The organism is Rhodobacteraceae bacterium D3-12 (genome assembly GCA_025916135.1).
Classification (GTDB): domain Bacteria; phylum Pseudomonadota; class Alphaproteobacteria; order Rhodobacterales; family Rhodobacteraceae; genus JAKGBX01.
The window spans coordinates 302,313-322,789 of record CP104793.1 but is presented as its reverse complement, the minus strand read 5'-3'; the positions used below and the strand labels follow the sequence as shown (position 1 = coordinate 322,789).

The 20,477-nt window shown below is 60.1% G+C and carries 17 protein-coding genes, 1 tRNA gene and 1 pseudogene; 9 read left to right on the top strand and 10 right to left on the bottom strand.

The features are described 5' to 3' along the window. Window positions 1-22: 22 nt before the first annotated feature. The 7 genes from N4R57_01550 to eda form a co-directional block, all read right to left on the bottom strand. A complete protein-coding gene (locus tag N4R57_01550) occupies window positions 23-646 on the bottom strand; it encodes a chloramphenicol acetyltransferase (protein UYV37824.1) in 624 nt (207 codons plus the stop codon). Then, window positions 567-1,964: a phosphonate ABC transporter, permease protein PhnE gene (gene phnE / locus N4R57_01545; GenBank protein ID UYV37823.1), complete on the bottom strand. Its 1,398-nt coding sequence runs from the start codon at window positions 1,962-1,964 to the stop codon at window positions 567-569. Before phnE (N4R57_01545) ends, N4R57_01550 begins: the two co-directional genes overlap by 80 nt. Continuing rightward, the gene (gene phnE / locus N4R57_01540) at window positions 1,961-2,824 is read right to left on the bottom strand and encodes a phosphonate ABC transporter, permease protein PhnE (protein ID UYV37822.1); all 864 of its coding nucleotides are present in this window, start codon (window positions 2,822-2,824) and stop codon (window positions 1,961-1,963) included. Before phnE (N4R57_01540) ends, phnE (N4R57_01545) begins: the two co-directional genes overlap by 4 nt. 67 nt (window positions 2,825-2,891) lie before the next feature. Continuing rightward, window positions 2,892-3,794: a phosphonate ABC transporter substrate-binding protein gene (phnD, locus tag N4R57_01535; GenBank protein UYV37821.1), complete on the bottom strand. Its 903-nt coding sequence runs from the start codon at window positions 3,792-3,794 to the stop codon at window positions 2,892-2,894. 75 nt (window positions 3,795-3,869) lie between these two features. Next, window positions 3,870-4,682, bottom strand: a complete 813-nt coding sequence (phnC, locus tag N4R57_01530; protein UYV37820.1) for a phosphonate ABC transporter ATP-binding protein — start codon at window positions 4,680-4,682, stop codon at window positions 3,870-3,872. A 219-nt stretch (window positions 4,683-4,901) separates the two neighbouring features. Beyond that, window positions 4,902-6,518 (bottom strand): glucose-6-phosphate isomerase, encoded by a 1,617-nt coding sequence (gene pgi, locus N4R57_01525; protein ID UYV37819.1) that lies wholly within the window; start codon window positions 6,516-6,518, stop codon window positions 4,902-4,904. Further along, entirely contained in the window at window positions 6,515-7,168 is a 654-nt protein-coding gene (gene eda / locus N4R57_01520) for a bifunctional 4-hydroxy-2-oxoglutarate aldolase/2-dehydro-3-deoxy-phosphogluconate aldolase (GenBank protein UYV37818.1), read from the bottom strand. The genes pgi and eda overlap by 4 nt, the downstream gene beginning before the upstream one ends. Window positions 7,169-7,597: 429 nt before the next feature. Between eda and N4R57_01515 the strand changes: the two genes are divergently transcribed. Together N4R57_01515 and N4R57_01510 are read left to right on the top strand one after the other, a co-directional pair. Continuing rightward, complete coding sequence (locus N4R57_01515; protein ID UYV37817.1) at window positions 7,598-10,756, top strand: PAS domain S-box protein; 3,159 nt, start codon at window positions 7,598-7,600, stop codon at window positions 10,754-10,756. Between the two features lie 146 nt (window positions 10,757-10,902). Next, complete coding sequence (locus N4R57_01510; GenBank protein UYV37816.1) at window positions 10,903-11,283, top strand: response regulator; 381 nt, start codon at window positions 10,903-10,905, stop codon at window positions 11,281-11,283. 41 nt (window positions 11,284-11,324) lie between these two features. Here N4R57_01510 and N4R57_01505 read toward each other — a convergent pair whose 3' ends face one another. From N4R57_01505 to N4R57_01495, 3 genes are all read right to left on the bottom strand, one after another. Next, window positions 11,325-11,696: an Hpt domain-containing protein gene (locus tag N4R57_01505; GenBank protein UYV37815.1), complete on the bottom strand. Its 372-nt coding sequence runs from the start codon at window positions 11,694-11,696 to the stop codon at window positions 11,325-11,327. Continuing rightward, window positions 11,693-12,673 carry a response regulator gene (locus N4R57_01500; protein UYV37814.1) on the bottom strand — a complete coding sequence of 327 codons (981 nt, stop codon included), beginning with the start codon at window positions 12,671-12,673 and terminating at the stop codon, window positions 11,693-11,695. Before N4R57_01500 ends, N4R57_01505 begins: the two co-directional genes overlap by 4 nt. Before the next feature lie 532 nt (window positions 12,674-13,205). Next, window positions 13,206-13,281 (bottom strand) — tRNA-Lys (locus tag N4R57_01495). A 97-nt stretch (window positions 13,282-13,378) separates the two neighbouring features. Between N4R57_01495 and dapF the strand changes: the two genes are divergently transcribed. From dapF to N4R57_01460, 7 genes and pseudogenes are all read left to right on the top strand, one after another. Further along, complete coding sequence (dapF, locus tag N4R57_01490; protein ID UYV37813.1) at window positions 13,379-14,200, top strand: diaminopimelate epimerase; 822 nt, start codon at window positions 13,379-13,381, stop codon at window positions 14,198-14,200. Window position 14,201: 1 nt separating this feature from the next. Next, window positions 14,202-15,458 (top strand): tRNA (N(6)-L-threonylcarbamoyladenosine(37)-C(2))-methylthiotransferase MtaB, encoded by a 1,257-nt coding sequence (gene mtaB / locus N4R57_01485; protein ID UYV37812.1) that lies wholly within the window; start codon window positions 14,202-14,204, stop codon window positions 15,456-15,458. A gap of 359 nt (window positions 15,459-15,817) precedes the next feature. After that, window positions 15,818-16,440: pseudogene (locus N4R57_01480) on the top strand (FMN-binding negative transcriptional regulator). Between the two features lie 106 nt (window positions 16,441-16,546). Then, window positions 16,547-17,152, top strand: a complete 606-nt coding sequence (locus N4R57_01475; GenBank protein ID UYV37811.1) for a glutathione S-transferase — start codon at window positions 16,547-16,549, stop codon at window positions 17,150-17,152. Window positions 17,153-17,426: 274 nt separating this feature from the next. Then, window positions 17,427-17,987: a ubiquinol-cytochrome c reductase iron-sulfur subunit gene (gene petA / locus N4R57_01470; GenBank protein ID UYV37810.1), complete on the top strand. Its 561-nt coding sequence runs from the start codon at window positions 17,427-17,429 to the stop codon at window positions 17,985-17,987. 12 nt (window positions 17,988-17,999) lie between these two features. Beyond that, window positions 18,000-19,316 (top strand): cytochrome b, encoded by a 1,317-nt coding sequence (petB, locus tag N4R57_01465; GenBank protein UYV37809.1) that lies wholly within the window; start codon window positions 18,000-18,002, stop codon window positions 19,314-19,316. Window positions 19,317-19,333: 17 nt separating this feature from the next. Continuing rightward, window positions 19,334-20,128, top strand: a complete 795-nt coding sequence (locus N4R57_01460) for a cytochrome c1 (protein UYV37808.1) — start codon at window positions 19,334-19,336, stop codon at window positions 20,126-20,128. Window positions 20,129-20,477: the final 349 nt, after the last annotated feature.

The window sequence follows — 20,477 nt, the reverse complement described above, 5'->3', positions numbered from 1 at the left end:
GACGCGACCGGGCCAAACCCCCTTAGGCCGCGCCTTCGTATTTGTCCAAAAACGCCTCGATCGGCAGCGACCGGAAATCCCCGATCCGCTGGCGCAGCACCTCGTGCTCCCAATCCCACCACGCCAGCGCCAGCAACCGCTCGACAACCGCCTCGGGAAACCGCGCCCGCATCGGTTTTGCCGCAACGCCGGTAACGATCTGATAGGGCGCGACATCCTTGGTCACCACGGCCCCCGCCGCAACAATCGCGCCGTGCCCGATGCTGATCTCTGGCCGCACCACGGCACCATGCCCGATCCACGTATCATGCCCGATCCGCGCAACGCGGCTCTGGCGGTGGGCAAAAAACGCCGCATCATTCTCCTCACCGTCCCAATAATCGGCCGAGCGATAAAGGAAATGATGCAGGCTCGCCTGCTCCATCGGATGATCCGTCGGCCCGATCCGCGTGAAACTCGCGATATTGGCGAATTTACCAACCTCCGTGTTGGCAATATCGGCATAACGGTCGCAATAGGAATAATCACCAAAGCTGGAATAGGCCACGCGACTGCCCCGCCCGATCTCAACAAAGCGGCCAAACTGCGCCTCGGTGATTTCGCACTCCGGGTGCAGGAATGGTGCCTCTGCCTTGAGCCGTGCCATCAATGCCCCCCTCATCGCCCTTGATCAATCGCGCCCGCAGCTTACCCGACAACCAATCCATCGCCATCACCATGATGATCACAAGAATGATGTAATAGGTGACCTCTTCCCAATCCTTATGCGTCGCCATCGCCTGGGTCAGCATAAGCCCGATGCCGCCGCCGGTGATCGCCCCGATAATGGTCGCCGAACGGGTGTTGGATTCAAAGAAGTAAAGCACTTGGCTCAACAAAACCGGCGTCACCTGCGGGATCACCCCGAAACGGTATCGCTGCACCGGCTTGGCCCCGGTCGACTGGATGCCCTCGATCTGCTTGTCATCGACATTTTCCAAAGCCTCCGAGAACATCTTCCCGAAACTGCCCGTGTCAGTGATCAAAATTGCCAACGCCCCGGTCAATGGTCCCGGCCCGAACGCCCGCGCCAACACAATGGTCCAGATCAACGCATCCACCCCGCGGAAAAAATCGAACACCCGCCGCGCCGCAAACCGCACGATGCGCAGCGGGGCAAAGTTCTTTGCCGCCAGAAACGCCAGAGGCAGCGCCAGAATGGCCGCCCCGAAGGTGCCAAGGAACGCCATCAAAATGGTCTCGAGTATCGCGCCGCCAACCTGATTGTGGTGCCACATAGTGTTGTGCCAGAAATCGTTCCAGATCGCCCCGGCCTCGCCGCCAAACGCACGCCCTGCGATTTCACCCCAGCCCATGCCGTGATACGGGCTGGTCAGCGTGAAAAAGAACAACTCCCACCCGGCCTGATAGCGGAACACCTCGGCCTTGGTCTTGGTCACATTCACACGGCCCGCATCGGTGGTGATCCCCAAACGAGTTTTCGACAGGCTCGCCCACTCTGGCACCACACCGCCCGGAAACTCGGCCTTGACCCCTTGCGACCGGCTCGCCGTCACGGTGATCACACCGTAATCCGGCACATCATAGGTGGTCACATCCTCGCCCAGCCGCACAATATGCCCGCCGCCCAGATCAACAACCGCCAAATCGCCCAGCGTCACCCACGCGGGCGCGGTGCCTGCGGGGTATGTGCCCTTGCGCTCGCCCTCAATCGCCACCTTCACGCCGCCATTGCGGAAATCGCGCGTCACATGGGTCTTGTAGCTATAGCTATCTGCCAAAAGCGTCCGCGCATTGTCAAAACTGGTCTTGGCAACCACGCCCGGTATGTCAAAGGCGAAAAACACATAGGTCAGATAGGCAAGGATCGCCACCGGCAGGCCGAACGCCATGAACCGCTTGCGCGAAATGATCTGCTCGGCATTCCGGCGCAGGGTGAAAGTCTCGGGCTCAGCAATGCTCACAGCGTCGCCTCCAATTTGCGGTTGCCATGGGTCAATCGGTCTCTCAGCACCGATGAAATCTGGTCGACCAACACAATGGTCAGGAACAGCAAAACGAAAATCGCCGCCGCCTCGTCATACTTGCCCTGCCCCCAGGACATCGCGTTTTTCAGCTCGTAACCGATCCCGCCCGCACCCACGAACCCAAGGATCGCCGAGGCCCGGATGTTGATCTCGAACCTGAGCAAAGCGTAACTCAAATAGTTGGGCGCCACCTGCGGCATCACCCCCAAAACCATCCGCTGAGCCCAACTCGCTCCAACCGATTGCAACCCCTCGACCGGCTTCAGCGAGGCGTTCTCATTCACTTCGGAAAACAACTTGCCCAGCGCCCCGATGGTATGGAACGCAATCGCGATCATCGCCGGAAGCGGGCCACCGCCCAGCACAAAGATCAGCACCAAAGCGATCACAATCTCGGGCACCGCCCGCATGATGTCCATCATCCGCCGGAACACCGGAATAGCCCACGGCCAAAGCGCCAGCCCACGGGTCGACAGCAGCGAAAACAAGATCGCAAAAAGCGCCCCGAACAAGGTCGCCGCCCCGGCGATATTCACCGTCTCGATCAGCGCCGGCAAAAACCGCACGAAATGGCCCGGAAACTCAATCAGCTTTTGCGATGCCTCGCCCAGAACCTCGGCCGGGAAATCAAAGAAATTGTGCCACCCGGCAACAAAGCTCCCCGCGTTGCGGTTGTCCGCCGTCACGAACCCCGACACCATCAGCGCCACAAACAGCGCGATCAGGATCGTGTTATAGGTCCGTTTGCGCCGCGTCAGAGCAAGGTAATCCGCGCGCACATCCGAAGTCTCTGCCATCTCGAGAAGCCCCTTAAAAAACGGCGGACCCCAACCTGTGGGATCCGCCAATCTGTCTTAACCGCGATCAGTTCGATTTCAGCTTGCGCGCTTCGATGATCGACAGATATGCGTCATGGTTGATCGGCTGGAAGCCCAGCGCCTTGCCGGCCATGAAGTTATAGGCACACTCCGGGTCCATATAAGGCAGCGACGCGGTCAATGTGGTCACGTCGATCTTCACGCGCTCGGGCAGCGTGGTGCGCAGCACGATCGGGCCTTCGGGGATCGGCTTGGATTTCCAGATTTCGACCAGATCGTTCATGTCGACAAGACCGGCATCCGCCGCTTTGCGAAGCGCGCCCGAGTTGTAGCCGTCTTCCCATGCGCCCATGCCGTCGGCCCATGTCACGCCGCCGTCGATGTCACCATTCGACACGGCAACGATGGTCTGCTCGTGGCCACCGACAAATTTGACTTCGCCGAAATAGTCGCCCGACGTCATCGTCGATTTGGTTGCAACAGGGATCTCAATCGACGGGATCAGGTAACCGCTGGTCGAGTTCGGATCACCAAACCCAAAGACCTTGCCCTTCAGGTCGGCCAAGGATGTGATGCCGCTGTCTTTGCGTGCAAAACCGATCGAGTAATAGCCATAGGAACCGTCGTCATTGGTCTTGACCATCACCGGCTCAACCGCGTTCGGATCGCTCAGATAGGTCTTGGCATAGGCCGAAGCACCCAGCCACGCCATGTCGAGCGTGCCGCCAAGCAGACCCTGAATCACGCCGTCATAATCGGCAGGCGTGAACAGTTTCACAGGCACACCCAACAGGGCCTCGGCCTTGGCGCGGTAGCATTCGTTGGATGCCATACGGTCTTGGGCGTTTTCACCGCCAAGGATACCGATGCGGAATTCCTTGATGCCTTCGGCACTCAAGGGGGCGCAAAGCGCGGTGGTCGCCAATACGGCAGCAATCAGCTTTTTCATGTCATGTCTCCGGTTTAGGTTTTGGGTCGTGTGAAACCCGATCCCGCAGCGCGGCAACCGGGCGCTGAAGTTTCGTCAGGCAGGCACCCCATTGAGCACTTGCGTCTTTTCAAGGGTTTCAATGCTCGTGCTGGTGGCGGCTTCGGAAAATCCGGCGTCCGCCCCGTAAATGTCGCGCGCCGCGCCGGTGGTCAGCTGCTCGGGCGTGCCGTCAAACACCACCCGGCCCATGCGCATCCCGATGACCCGGTCGCAATAGCGCCGCGCCGTGTCCAGCGTGTGCAGGTTGGCAATCACCGTGCGCCCGTCTTCCTCGTGAATACGGCGCAACGCGTCCATCACGATCTGCGCGTTCATCGGGTCAAGGCTGGCAATCGGCTCATCCGCGAGGATGATCTTGAGGTCCTGCATCAACGCGCGCGCAATCGCCACCCGCTGTTGCTGTCCACCCGACAGGGCCTCGGCCCGCTTGGCGGCATGGGCTTCGATGCCCAACCGCTCCAGAATATCAATGGCGCGATAGATGTCGGCCTGCGGATAAAGGCTAAACAACGTCGCTAGGGTCGAGCGCCGGTTCAACGTGCCATGCAGCACGTTCGACACCACGTCCATACGCGGCACAAGGTTGAATTGCTGAAAGATCATCGCGCATTGCGACTGCCACGCGCGCTTGGCTGCACCGCGCAGACCCAAGACATCGCGCCCCTCAAAGCTCAGCGCGCCACTACTCGCATCGCTCAACCCGTTCATCATGCGCAACAGGGTCGATTTCCCCGCACCGGACGCCCCGATAATGCCAATCATCATCGGTCGCTCAACGGTAAAGCTGACGTTGTCCACGGCTGTATTCGCGCCAAAGCGCTTCGTTAGATTTTCGAAGACAAGCATCCAGACCCCCGGTTCAACTTGGGGCGACCTAAACACCCCTTTTGTCAAACCGATGTGACTGTCTTGCGAATGTTTTATGACAGCTGCGGCGCGCCACCTCCCGTGAAGCACACACCGCCCGAAACCCCGCCAAACCGGGGGTAAACGCGCTTAAAACAACGGCAAATGCCGCATGCCGAGACCCCAGCCCAGCTTACCCCGCCCAGTTCCCCACGCGCGTCACACCTTGCGCGACAACGCCGAAATCAACCCCGCGGTCGAGCCATCCTTGCCCGCGCCGCTGCCGCTTGTGACCATTGGCAACAGCTTGGTCGCCAATTCCTTGCCCAGCTCCACGCCCCATTGATCGAACGAATTGATGCCCCAAATCGCACCCTCGACAAATACCCGATGCTCATAAAGCGCGATGATCTGGCCAAGCGTAAACGGCGTCAGCTTGGGATAGGCCAGCGTCACCGACGGGCGATTGCCCGGAAACGTGCGATGCGCGGCCTGCGCCTCCCGCTCGGCCCCGTCAAACCCCAAAGTTGCGGCCAACGCCATCGCCTCTTCAAACGACCTCCCGATCATCAACGCCTCGGATTGCGCCAGACAATTCGCCTTGAGCAACGCATGATGCTGCCCAAGCCCCGGCTCATGCCCCTCTGCCGCGATCAAAAACTCGGCCGGGACAACCTCGGTTCCCTGATGCAATAGCTGATAGAACGCATGCTGCCCGTTGGTCCCCGGCTCGCCCCAAACCACCGGACCCGTGGCCCGCGCCACAGCCTTGCCGCCGACACTCACGCGCTTGCCGTTGCTCTCCATATCCAACTGCTGAAGATACGCCGGAAGCCGCGCCAACCGTTGATCATAAGGCAGCACCGCGCGGGTGGGATAGCCACAGACATTCCGATGCCAAATCCCTGTTAACGCAAGCAAAACTGGCATGTTGCCCGCCAAGGGCGCGGTGCAAAAATGCCGGTCCATCGCGTGCCCCCCGGCCAGAAACTCGCGGAACCGCGCCCCGCCAACCGCCAGCATGATCGGCAAGCCCACCGGCCCCCACAGCGAATACCGCCCGCCAACCCAATCGGCAAAACCGAACACGCGCTCCGGCGCGATGCCCATCTCTGACGTGCGCTCCATCGCGCTCGACACCGCCGCCAGATGCGCCCCCGCCTTTGCGCCCAATGCCGTGCGCAACCACGTCAGCGCCGTCTCGGCGTTGGTCATCGTCTCGATCGTGGTGAATGTCTTTGAGGCCACGATCACCAGCGTCCGGCGCGGATCAAGCGGGCGCAGCGTCTCGGCGACATCCGCACCATCGACGTTTGAAATGAAATGACAACGCGGCCCGTCATGATACGGCCCCAACGCCAGCGTCGCCATTACGGGCCCAAGGTCGGACCCCCCGATGCCGATATTGACCACATCGCTGAACGGCGCGCCGTCGGTCGCGGTCAACCGCCCGCTGCGCACCTCTTCGGCAAAGCGCTCCATCCGGTGCAAGGTCTCGGCCACATCCGCGCGCACCTCCTCGCCCTCAACCAACAGCGGCCCGGCATCTTCGGGCGCGCGCAACACCGTGTGCAATACGGCCCGCCCTTCGGTGCTGTTGATCAAATCACCGCGAAACATCGCGTCGCGTTTGTCCACGACACCCGCCTGCTCGGCCAGCCCCAGCAACAGCTCCAACGCCGCGCCATCAATCGCCGTCTTCGAGAAATCCAGCAGCATCCCGTCGCTTTCAACCGAAAACGCCTCGAACCGGCCCGCATCATCGAACAACGACAGGATCGACCGCTCCCGCGTTGCCTCGCGATGCGCCTCAAGCTGTGTCCACAGATTGTTCATGCCCCGCGCTCCAATGCTGCCGCCGTGCGCGCCAATGCTTCAATCCCGGCCCAATCGCCCTTGATCACAAGGTCTTTCGGCGCCACCCAACTGCCCCCGGCGCAGACCACATTCGACAGGCTCAGATAACTTGCCGCGTTGCCCGGATTGACCCCGCCCGTCGGACAAAAACTGATCTGCGGCAAGGGCGAGCCAATCGCCTTCAATGCCGCCGCTCCGCCCGCAACTTCGGCCGGGAAGAACTTCATCACGTCATAGCCCCGCGCCAGCAATTGCATCGCCTCGCTCGCCGTTGCGGCCCCCGGCAACAGCGGCATGTCGAACTCTTCGCACGCCGCCAGCAATTCATCCGTCGCGCCGGGCGATACGCCAAACACCGCGCCCGCTTCCTTGGCCGCGCGCACATCGTCTCGCGTGATCAACGTGCCCGCCCCGACATGGCCGCCCGGCACTGTCGCCATCTCGCGGATCACCTCCAACGCCGCGGGCGTGCGCAACGTGACTTCCAGCGCAGGCAAACCGCCCGCCACCAGCGCCTCGGCCAAAGAGATCGCCGCACCCGCGTCCTCAACCACCAAAACCGGCACGATTGGCGCAAGCGCACATATCTCGCGCGTCTTACGACTTGCATCACTAGGGGAAAGCGCCATGTCTCGACCTCCGATATTGCGGTGCCGCACTCCGCCGCACCCTCAAAAAACGCGCAACACGGCCTACCCCCACCTGAGCGGAAAAACCCTGTTCCTTCAAGTCTATCGCAAACCCCGGACCCTAAAAACCCGCCTGCCGGTCAATCTTTGCCCAGCAATGGCCCCTACACGCCTCCCCCCCCGCAAGACGCGCCCCAAACGCCCCATGCGAAGTTGCAAAGTTAACACACGTTTTAATTGTATTCCTGTTCCCCAAACCATTGTTGATCAGGGAATCGTTCCCCCGTATTTGTGTTAACAAGAAGTTAATAACCAAAGACCGGACTGAACCGGCCCCGGAGCAATCAGACGATATCATGCACGATATGACAGGACACTTTGGGAGCCATCGGTTTGCGTCGGTTTGAACTCTTAGTACTTGCTGTTTGCTTGCTCATCACCTTTGGGCTCTATTCGCTGTCCAGCACGCGGAACGCCGCGCTTGCTGACCGCGAATTCAAACTCAAATCCCGCGATCACCTCGAAATCATCCGCTCCCGCTTTGATGCCCACCTGCAAAGCATCAATGGCGTCGCGGCCTTCATGATCTCCTCAAGCGAGGTCACGCCCAATGACTTCACCACCTATGTGAACTCACTCAACCTCGGAGACCATCTTCACGGGCTGAACGGGATGGGGATCGTGGTCGAAGTGGCCGATGCCGACCTTGATAGCTTTGTTCAATACATGCACGCCCAAGGGCACCCGGATTTCCAACTCCGCCGCCTGTCGGACGAGCCGGTGCATTATATCATCAAACAGATGTCGCCCAAGGCAACCAACTCCGGGGCTTGGGGGCTGGACATCACCTTCTCGCCAGAGCTCAAAGCACTGCTCGAGGAAACCCGCGCGACGGGACAGACCAAAATGTCCCATCCGATCACGCTGGCGCAGGCCGCAATCAACGATTCGCTGGGCTATGTCCTCTACAAGCCGCTGTTCAAACCAACACTCGGCAGCACAGGACAAGGCACGTTCATTGGCTGGGCCGATGTTCCGGTTTTTGTCCACAACCTGCTCGGCATTCAAGGCACAACGACACTGGACTCCGCCTACCTGCATGTCTCTGACGGGCGCACAGCAGACGAGCAACTCGTCGTCTACGACAACCGCCCCGATCCCGCTTTGCTGGGCAATTTCTCCTTCACCCACGAGATGGAGCGCTTCGGCCGCCACTGGACAATCACCTATTACAGCAGCCCTGCCTTTGATGCGGCCTTCGCAGGCTATCAGCCCTATGTGGCGGTGGTTTTCAGCCTGATGATCACGCTGCTGTTGTTGTCGATCATGCGCAGCAACCGCATGCGTCAGGACACCCTCGCCGAAGTCGCCGCCCTGCGCTTTCGCCAAATCAAGGCCAGCGAAGAGGAAAACCGCTCGATCATCCAAAACTCGGTCCTTCCGGTGCTGATCCTTGATGGGCACAAAAAGATCACCTTCGCCAATCAGGCCGCTCTCTCCCTGTTTGGCTACAGCCAGCTTGAATTGGTGAACGCGCCGTTTGACACCCTCGTCACGCGCACGGATGCCCCCGGCCAGAACTACAATGCTCTGGCAAGCACCAAGACCAATCAGACCCTCGAACTTGAGGTTCAGATTAACAACTGGAAAACCTTCGATGGCGAACCGCGCATCACCGCGATCATGCGTGACCTGAGCGACAAGAACGAAGCCCAGCGAAACCTCAAACGCAGCCGCGCACTCTTTGACCTTGCCTTGCAAGGCGCCGAAATCGGCGTTTTCAATATTGACCTTGAAACCGGCACTTCCTCGGTAACAGAGACTTGGTGCAAGATCATGGGCATCGACGCAGACCCAAGCGAAGTTGACGGCCAAATCCACTTTCTCGACCGGGTTCACCCCGATGACCTCCCAATCATCGAGGCCGCGGACGAAGCCTGCATCAAAGGTCACGCCCCCCGTTCGATTGCCGAATACCGCATCAAAGATCTCGATGGCAGCTGGCGCTGGATGCAATCCAATGCTGGCTGCGTCGAGCGGGATGAGAACGGCCTCGCCAAGCGGCTGATCGGCACACAGATCGACATCACCAAGCTGCGCGACAATCAACGCGCGCTCGAGGCAAGCGAACGCCGCTTCCGACAGGTTGTCGAAAACGCGCCCATCGGCATGGCGCTGATCGACTTCGAAGGGAACTTCACCGGCGTCAACAAGGCCATGTGCCATCTGGCGGGCATGTCCGAAGCCGAACTGGTGGGCAAAACCGCCATCGCCGACGTGATCCCCCACGACGATCGCAAAACCCTCTACACCGCGATATCCAAGCTGATCGACGAAGGTGAAGAAAGCGTTTACACCGCCGAACACCGTATCCTGCACGCCAGCGGAACAGAAAGCTGGTGCCTGTTCAACGTCTCATGGTCACGCGAAAGCGAAGACAGCGACATGTTCTTCATCGGTCAGATCATCGACATCAGCGAACAGAAACGCCTTGAAAAGACCAAGAACGAATTTGTGTCAACGGTCAGCCACGAGTTGCGAACGCCGCTCACCTCGATCAAAGGCGCGCTTGGCCTGCTCACCGTTTCCCAGAAAGACGCCCTCGCCCCGAACCAACTGCGCCTGATCGAAATCGCAAGCTCCAATGCGGACAAGCTCGCCTATATCGTCAACGACATTCTCGACCTCGAAAAGATCTCGGCGGGCAAACTCAACTTCTACATTCAGGATGCCGATCTCTGCGAAATGGTCTCCGAAACCGTGACCCAGATTCTGCCCTTTGCCAAAACGCATGACAACACGATCAAGATCGTCATGCCCGACGACTTGCCCCAAGTGCACATGGACGAAACCCGCGCCGGACAGGTGCTGGCCAATCTGGTGTCCAACGCTTGCAAATACTCTGATCCCGACACCGAAATCTTGGTCAAAACCGAACGTCTCGGGGATCAGGCGATCACATTTGTGCAAAACATCGGGCCGGGCATCCCCGAAAGCTTCCGGTCGCATATCTTCGATGCGTTTTCTCAGGCGGACGCCTCTGACACCCGCGCCAAAGGCGGCACCGGACTTGGCCTCAACATCGCCCGCCTGATCGTCGAACGCATGAATGGCCAGATCGGTTTCGAAAGCCAAGAGGGCGGGATCACGGTCTTCTGGTTCACCCTCCCCCTTGCCCAGAGCGAAGCGAGCACACCACAGCTTCCCGCGCCACAGGACAGCGAAGCCGACGACGAACGCCTCTCGATCCTGCACATCGAATCCGATGATGATTGCGCCGCACTCACCGCCGACGCGCTCTCCAAATTGGCCGACGTGACCCGCGCCAAAACCTTCCTCGACGCGCAGGGCAAAATCCGCACAACCGCATGGGACGTTATCATCTTTGACTGGGACATGCCCAACGGCGCGGTCGATCGCCTGCTTGACGAGATCACCCGCGCCCAGCCCCGCGCCCGCCTCATCGCGCTCGGATCCAAGGGCGCCACAGCCGAAGACCCACGCCTCTTTGCCTCGCATGAGAAAAGCCACCATGACATGTCACACGTTGCTGAAAGTGTTACCGAATGCCTTGCTCTCGCATCATGAATACGTGACAAACGGCTGACCGTGGTGCCCATAAACACAAACATAAAAACAACAGCCAATGCCAATCAAGGCCAACCAGCGCAACGCGCGATGATTGAGCCAAATCACATGGTAAACTTGGCAAACGTGAGAACGAGGAGCCGCTGATGATTAAACTTCTGCATGTCGAAGATGATGAAGATATCCGCGAAATCACTATGCTCGCTCTCGCCCTGTCGGGCGAATTCGAGGTGCTGCAATGTGACTCGGGCGAAGAGGGTTTGAAAGCGGTCGATGGCTTTCAGCCAGACGTGCTTTTGATGGATATGATGATGCCCGGAATGAGCGGCAAAGAGATGCTCGAGTTCATCCGCGAGAAACCGGCCTTCGCCAACACGCCTGCCATTTTCATGACCGCCCGCGCCCAACACGGTGAACGCGAAGCGCTTCTGGAAACCGGCGCTGCGGCGGTGATCAGCAAGCCGTTTGACCCCACCACCCTCGGTGAGCAGGTCAAAGCCGCGATGAGCAAAGCAAAAGAAGGCTAGTTCAGGCTGCTTTTAAGCACTGGCCAAACAGCCACGCGATATCAGTCGCCGTCTATCGCCGCGCCGCAGCGCTCGATAAACGTGTTGATGGCGTAAATCACATCCGCTGGCACCGCCGCCGACGTGGCGGCATCTTCGCGCTCAAGATACGAAATAATCTCGGCCTCGCCATGAAAGGCGGCCTCACCCAATTCGCCATAGCCAAGCGATCCGGCGCTGCCGGCAATCGTGTGCAACCTGTTGCGCACTTCCTTGAGGTGGCGGGCCACGGCCTTCGGCGTCCCGCCCTCCTGCGACGCATTCCACGCCTCAAGCGCGTGATGCGCCACATCGCTTTGGCGATCAGCGAGCGTCGCGCGGAATCGTTGCCGGATCGGCTCCAGCCCCGGAAAGTCTCGCATCACATCGCTCATGCGAGCCTCTCACCCAGCCAAAACCCGTCCTGTGCCCGCTCATAAGCCGCGCTCGCAGCCTCGGCCGATGCATGCGCCTTGGACAGCGCCTCCATGACCGTCTGCTCCGATTGCCAGATAAGACGCACAGGCTCGCCCGCGCTGACCCGCACATAAAGCAGCTCACCAGCGTTGTTATAAAGCTCGGTCTGCGACAAGCTCAGGTTGATCTCGTCCATCAGCGCTTCCATGTCCGGACGCCATCCGCTTTCGGTCACGCAAACGAACGTCCCGTTCCCGGCATAAGCCATCAGGAATTGCCGCCCGGCCAAAGTGTCCGAAATAATTTCGGCAACATCCGAAATCATGCTCGAATATTCAAAAGCCGACATCGCCATGTGATGCTCGTCAATCTTGCGGATCGTAAAGGCAAACGTGGCCGACCCGAACATCGTCGTGCGCGAAAGCTGCGCGACATAGTTCTGCATCGCCGTATAATCAATGACATTCTCGACGTCATAAATCGAAATCGGCTCATGCAGCTCAAGCTGCTGCACCGGGCTGTCACCGGTCACGGCGGCCTTGGCGGCGAAAATCTTGTTGGTGTTGACCCGACGCGCATCCACGATGCCCTCAACAAGCGACAACCGCGCTTTCAGCTCGCTGACCTCGAAGGGCTTGTTGACGTAATCGGTCGCCCCCGCCGCAAAAGCCGCATCAACATAGCGTTTCGCCGACATCGCCGTCAGCATCAGGATCGGCGTATCAACAAAGCGTTTCATCGACCGGATGCGCTGCGTCAGCTCGACACCGTCCATTTCCGGCATCTGAATATCAATCAGAAAGCAATCGAAGTCCGGACTGTTTGCATCCTGAAGCTGCTCGAGAGCGTCACGCCCACATGTCGCCATGGTCAGCTCATGTTCGCCAATCGCTTCCACAAACTGCCCCAGCAGTTCGAGGATAATCGGGTCGTCATCTACAGCAAGTATCTTCATTTCGTTTCCAGTGCCCCAGCAAAATTCTTTTTTCTCAGGCTAATCCGCCATCCTTTCAAACAACCTAAAGCCGAATCTTGGTCGAAATATGGCGCAAGAAACAGTATTAACGTGATATTAGGATTGTTTTGCCACAGAGCGGCGCAGCCCCCTCGAAACCCGCATTTCCACTGGCTGTTCCGGGCACCTCGCCGCATCCCGCTGAAATCACCCATCCCATTGCTTTCGATACAAATAATCCGCCTTCCAGCCCACTGAAAACAGCCGCCAAAACGCCCCGCGAAAACACGTTCCGTTAATGACTAAAAAATAAGCACATGTTATTCGCTCGGACACTCACAACCAGAAGGATAAACGATTTCGCGCAAACCGCCGTGCCTTATTCAACAATTCAATCTGATTCCCCGACAAACCCGGTCCCAATACGGGCAAGCGACTCGCCAAGCGCGAGATAATTCCCGCACTCCGCCGACCCTGCGACGCCCATGCGCCACGCAAGACACCAAAAGCGTCGCACTTTATCTGGATACAGTGGTGAGCCGTGCAGGATTCGAACCTGCGACCCACTGATTAAAAGTCAGTTGCTCTACCAACTGAGCTAACGGCCCACTAGGCGGCCTATCTAGAAAGAGCTTGGACAAGGGTCAACCCCGAAAATTCGCGAATTTTCGCTCGACGCTGGATAATGTCGGATGTCGGGCGTATATGCCGCCCATGGACAGAACCGGCGATCATATTCCATTCATGAAAATGCACGGGCTCGGCAATGATTTCGTTGTCGTTGATACGCGGGTGCGCCCTGTGGCCATTACACCCGACATCGCCCGCGCCATGGCGGACCGGCATCGCGGGGTCGGGTTCGACCAACTCGCCGTCATTCATAACGATGATAACGCCGATGCGCGGCTGACGTTCTTTAATGCCGATGGCTCGCTTTCCGCCACTTGCGGCAACGCCACGCGCTGTATTGCCCGCTATTTGATGGACGAATCCGGCACATCCGCGCTGACGCTGTTGACCGAACGTGGCGCTCTTGCCGCGCGCGATGCGGGCAATGGCCTCACCTCGGTCAATATGGGCGCGCCCCAGCTTGACTGGCAGGAGATCCCCCTCGCCCGCGCGATGGACACGACCGAGCTGCCAATCGACGGCGCCCCAACTGGCACCGGCATGGGCAACCCGCATTGCACCTTCTTCGTGCCCGACGCCGAGTCTGTCGATCTTGCCACCCGCGGGGCGGCGATTGAACACCACCCGTTGTTCCCCGAACGCACCAATGTGCAATTCGCCCATGTGATCGGCCCCGACCACCTGCGCATGCGGGTGTGGGAGCGTGGCACGGGAATCACCCTCGCCTCTGGATCGTCGTCCTGTGCCACCGCTGTGGCGGCGTATCGCCGCGGGCTGACCGGGCGGGCCGTGACGATCGAGCTTGACGGCGGCACGATCCAGATCGACTGGCGCGAGGATGGCGTCTGGATGACGGGGCCCACGGCGCATGTCTTTGATGCGGTCTGGACGGGCTGACATGTCGACCGCACCAAAATTCACCACGTTGGGCTGCCGCCTCAACGCCTATGAAACCGAAGCGATGAAAGAACTCGCCGCCGGTGCCGGGCTCGAGGACGCGGTGATCGTCAACACCTGCGCCGTGACGAATGAAGCGGTGCGCAAAGCCCGTCAGGAAATCCGCCGCCTGCGGCGTGAAAACCCCTCGGCCCGGCTGATCGTCACGGGCTGCGCGGCCCAGATCGACCCGGACAGCTTCTCTGCCATGGGCGAGGTCGACGCCGTGATCGGCAACACCGAGAAAATGCAGCCCGATACATGGGCGGCCATGTCGCCCGACTTTGTCGGCGAAACCGAACGCGTGGCGGTGAATGACATCATGTCGGTCACCGAAACGGCGGGGCATTTGATCGACGGCTTCGGCACGCGCAGCCGCGCCTACGTGCAGGTGCAAAACGGCTGCGACCACCGCTGCACGTTCTGCATCATCCCCTATGGGCGCGGCAATTCCCGCTCGGTCCCGGCGGGGGTTGTGGTGGATCAGATCAAGCGCCTCGTGGATCGCGGCTATAACGAAGTGGTGCTGACCGGCGTCGACCTCACGTCTTGGGGCGCCGACCTGCCAGCAGAGCCGAAACTCGGCGATCTGGTGATGCGCATCCTCAAACTGGTGCCCGACCTGCCACGCCTCAGGATCAGCTCGATCGATTCGATCGAAGTTGACGACAACCTGATGCAGGCCATCGCCACCGAACCGCGCCTGATGCCGCACCTGCACCTGTCGCTGCAACATGGCGACGATCTGATCCTGAAACGGATGAAACGCCGCCACCTGCGCGACGACGCCATCCGCTTCGCCGAAGAGGCCCGCACCCTGCGCCCCGACATGACGTTCGGTGCGGATATCATCGCAGGCTTTCCAACCGAAACCGACGCGCATTTCGAAAACTCACTGGCGCTGATCGAGGACTGCCACCTTACGTGGCTGCACGTCTTCCCCTATTCGCCACGCCCCGGCACACCCGCCGCGCGCATGCCCCAAGTCGATGGCAAAACGATCAAAGCCCGCGCCGCCCGCCTTCGCAGCGCCGGAGAAACCGCCGTCACCCGCCATTTGGCGGCACAACAGGGCCAAACCCATCACATCCTGATGGAAAACCCCCATATGGGCCGCACCGAACAATTCGCCGAAGTCGATTTCAGCACAGCCCAAATCGAAGGCCAGATTGTAACCACCCAAATCACCGGACAGTCCACCACCCGTCTTACAGCCTGACGGTTGCGCCGCCTGACGGCGTCACCAGTTTCAATTGGGTTGCGCCGCCTGACGGCGTCGCGGGGGGGGGCCTCGCTTCGCTCGGCCCCGGTGCCATAGGCCAGCGATAGCCATAAACCGCAAACGACAGCATGATGTTGAAAGCTCAAGAAATGGGTATTTGAAACATTGAAGAAACGCGGCCTTTCCTCTTTCTTTAGATGCGCATCTTTCCCGCCCCCAATACACGCCACCGCTCGCAAATAAGGCGCAAGGCGCACTCGGGCGACGGGTGGGTGGGTGGGGTCGTCCGAGGGCGCCTTGCTTGACAAACCAACTCCGGCAGGCCGCTATGCCGTGATGCCAACCACAGGTGACACATGCACCCCAATCCGATCTATCGGCCCGAACAGCAAAGCGAAGCCATTGCCATTGCGCGCGAGGCCGGCTTTGGCATGCTGGCCGTGTCTGCGCCCAACGCCGCCCCAATGCTCTCGCATGTGCCATTTCTGCTCAGCGCAAGCGGCACTCTGGCAGAGCTGCATCTTGTCCGCTCAAACCCAATCGCCCGCAGCGCGACCGCGCCGGTCCCGGCCCGCATTGCTGTGCAAAGGCCGCATGGCTATGTCTCGCCCGACTGGTACGAGCTCGACGATCAGGTGCCGACGTGGAATTACCTTGCCATCCACCTGACCGGCACGCTGAGCCCGATGCCAGACGACACTCTACCCGATCTGCTCGCCCGCCAGTCGGCCCATTTCGAGGCGCCCCGGCGCCCAAACCGGAATGGCGCTTGGACAAGCTCGCCCCTGACACCGCCGCAAAGATGATGCGCATGATCAAGCCGTTTCGCTTTGACATCGACACGGTCGACAGCACCTGGAAGCTGAGCCAGAACAAGCCCGAGGCGGCGCGCCTCGCGGCGGCGGATCATATCGCGGCACAAGGGATGGGAGCCGATACCGCGCTTCTGGCCGCGCTCATGCGCCGCCCGCCTGAATAGCCTTGCCTCCGCCTGCCGATTGAACAACGGCTCAGACGAGACGCAACATAGACAGGCCGCACATCCCGGCCTAACCTGCCGGACAACACGACAAAGGACGCAGCCCATGCAACTCGTTTATTCCGCCGCCTCGCCCTACGCCCGCAAGGTTCATGCCTGCCTGATCGAAACCGGTCAGGCCGATGATGTCGAATTCATTTCGGTCAAAACCGCCCCCACCGCCGTTGCCGATGCGGTGCGCGCCGCCAATCCACTGGGCCGCATCCCGGCGCTGATCCGCCCGGACGGGCCGGCGATCTATGACAGCCGGGTCATCACCCGCTATCTCGATGCGCGCGCGGCCGCCGGGCTCTATCCCGACGCCCGGATCTGGGAGGTCCTGACGCTGGAAGCCACCGCCGATGGCATCCTCGACAGCGCGCTTTCGATTGTCTACGAGGGCCGCTTCCGCCCGCCAGAGCACCAAATGGCCGATTGGATGGATGCCCAGTGGAGCAAGATCGAACATGCCGTCAAAGCGATCAATGACCGCTGGATGAGCCACCTCGCCGGGCCGGTCGACATGTCACATATCGCCGTTGCCTGTGCGCTTGGCTATCTTGATTTCCGGCTCGACGCGCGCGGCTGGCGCAAAGGCAACGACGCACTTGATGACTGGGCGGCCACCATCTCTGAACGCGAGTCGCTCAAATCCACCGCGCCGCGCGATTGAGCGCAGCACCCGCCATAACAGAGACCTCGGTGGAAACACGCGGGAACAAGGCGAATCGCGCGGCCCGACGCCCGGCTTGGGGCTGCCCCACAGGGGCAAAATCAATCTGTGACCGAATGACCCGCCCGACTGCGCCCTTTAGGCGCATTTGGCATTCCCATCTGGACGCAAGGCCAAACCAAGGCTAAAGAACGCGCGAGAAGGGCTGCTGGATTCTGCGGCCTTGTTCACGATGGGCCTTTGCACGGCCTCAGAAGAAAACGGAGAAAACCTGGTGTCCCACGCAGATGAACACGAAGGCACGCGCAGAGACTTCCTCTACTATGCCACCGCAGGCGCAGGCGCCGTCACCGCGGGTGCCGCGGTCTGGCCGCTTGTCGATCAAATGAACCCCTCTGCCGATGTGACGGCCCTGTCTTCGATCCGGGTCGACATTTCCGGCGTCGAAGTGGGCACGCAGCTTACGGTGAAATGGCTGGGCAAGCCGGTGTTTATCCGCCGCCGCACCCCTGAAGAGATCGAAGCCGCACGCGCCGTGACACTGGACGACCTTGAGATCGACAAAAACGGCGAAAACGCCAACAAGCCCGGCGCCGACGCGCTCGATGAAAACCGCGCCCTTGACGAGGCCGGTGAATGGCTGGTGATGATCGGTGTCTGCACCCACCTCGGGTGTGTTCCGATCGGCGATGGCGCTGGAGAGTTTGGCGGCTGGTTCTGCCCCTGCCACGGCTCGCACTATGACACCGCTGGCCGTATCCGCAAAGGTCCGGCCCCCCGCAACCTCGACATTCCGCTCGCCGCCTTTGATGGCGACGAGTTGATCTTGGGTTAAGGAGACGCAACCATGTCCGGTATTCCTCACGACCATTACGAGCCCAAGACGGCCCCCGAAAAATGGCTGCACAAGCGGCTGAATGTTGTCGGCCTTCTCTATGATACGCTGATGATCCCAACTCCGAAAAACCTGAACTGGTGGTGGATTTGGGGCATCGTGCTTGCCTATTGCCTTGTGCATATGATTGTCACAGGCATCATTTTGGCCATGCACTATACGCCGCATGTCGATTATGCTTTTGCCTCGGTCGAGCACATCATGCGTGACGTGCGCGGCGGGCACATGATCCGCTATCTGCATATGAATGGCGCATCGCTGTTCTTCTTTGCGGTCTATATCCACATCTTCCGCGGGTTGTTTTACGGCTCCTACAAAGCCCCGCGTGAGATCACGTGGATCGTGGGGATGCTTATTTTCCTCGCGATGATGGCAACCGGCTTCATGGGCTACGTTCTGCCTTGGGGGCAAATGTCCTTCTGGGGGGCCACCGTGATCACCGGCTTGTTCGGCGCGATCCCCTTTGTGGGCGAACCGATCCAGACCTGGCTCTTGGGTGGACCGGCGGTGGATAACGCCACGCTGAACCGCTTTTTTTCGCTGCACTACCTGCTGCCGTTCGTGATTGCGGCGCTGGTTGTGGTGCACATTTGGGCCTTCCATACGACCGGCAACAACAACCCCACAGGGGTCGAAGTGCGCCGCGACAACAAGGACGTGGTCAAGAAAGACACCCTGCCCTTCTGGCCCTATTTCGTGATCAAAGACCTGTTCGCGCTGGCCGTGATCCTGGCGATCTTCTTTGCGGTTGTGGGCTTCATGCCGAACTACCTCGGCCACCCCGACAACTACATCGAAGCCAACCCTCTGGCGACACCGGCACACATCGTGCCCGAATGGTACTTCCTGCCGTTCTACGCGATCCTGCGGGCGTTCACGTCCGAGGTGTGGGTGGTGCAATGGGCCTCGGCCCTCACGGGTGGCATCATTGACGCGAAGTTCTTCGGCGTGCTTGCCATGTTCGGTGCGATCATCGTGATGGTGCTGGTGCCTTGGCTCGACACATCGCGTGTGCGCTCGGGCCGTTTCCGCCCGATGTTCAAATGGTGGTTCTACCTGTTGGTCATCGACTTCGTGCTGCTGATGTGGCTCGGGGCGCGCCCAGCGGAAGAGCCTTACGCGACCTATGCTCTGATCGCTTCGGCCTATTGGTTCGCCTACTTCCTGGTGATCCTGCCACTGCTTGGCGTGATCGAAAAACCAACGGCACAACCCGCCACCATCGAAGACGATTTCGACGCCAAATACGGCTCGAAACCGGCTGAATAAGAAAGGACAAGGGACCAATGATGAAGAAACTTGCGATCACCGCAGTTACCGCCCTCGCCCTTTCGGCTGGGCTGGCCAGCGCCGCGGGCGACGAAGGACACATCCACGATGTGCAATTCTCCTTCGAAGGACCGTTTGGTAAATTCGACCAGAACCAACTCCAGCGCGGGCTGCAGATCTATACCGAGGTCTGCGCGTCCTGCCACGGCATGAAATTCGTGCCGCTCAGAACGCTGGGTGATGAAGGCGGGCCGCACCTGCCCGAAGATCAGGTCCGCGCCTATGCGGCCCAGAACTTCACCATCTACGACCCGGCACTGGACGAAGAAGTGCCGCGTAAACCGGTCGACCACTTCCCGGAAAGCAATGACCCGAAAGCGCCCGACCTCAGCCTGATGGCCAAGGCGCGCGCGGGCTTTCACGGCCCCGAAGGCACCGGCATCAACCAGCTGGTCAAAGGCATGGGTGGCCCGGAATACATCGTCTCGATCCTGACCGGTTACACCGGCAAGGAGAAAGAGGAAGCCGGCACCACATTCTACGAGAACACCGCCTTCCCCGGCGGCTGGATCGCAATGGCTCCGCCACTTTACGGTGACGACGTCGAATTCGCCGATGGCCACTCGACCGAACTGCACCACGAAGCAATGGACATCGCGTCGTTCCTGATGTGGGCCGCCGAACCGAAAATGATGGCGCGCCAGAACGCGGGCTTTGTCGGTGTGCTGATGCTGACCATCCTGTCGGTGCTGCTCTACCTCACCAACAAAAAGCTGTGGTACCCCCACAAGCACCGCGACGAAGAGGCCTGATTAGGCCGCACCGCGTGACAAGATCAAACGCCCCGCCCTGAACCGGCGGGGTGTTTTCTTTTGTACTGAGAGCGGTGTCCTGCGCTAGGAGCGTTCGGGCTGATCTCTGAGGTTTTGCGCCGCACTTCGTGCGTCGCCAGAGGGGCCTCGCTTCGCTCGGCCCAAGACGGCGCACTTGGACAGGCCATTGATACATTTCTGAAAGCTGTCGCGCGTTGCTGGCGAGGGATTTGGGTATTTTGACCATTAAAGAAACCGGGCCATCCGTTGGACAGCCGACGATGACCTGCCCCCTCAGCAGAAAGTTAACCTTAACCCGCGTTAACCACTGCTCACCGGACGGCAGCCG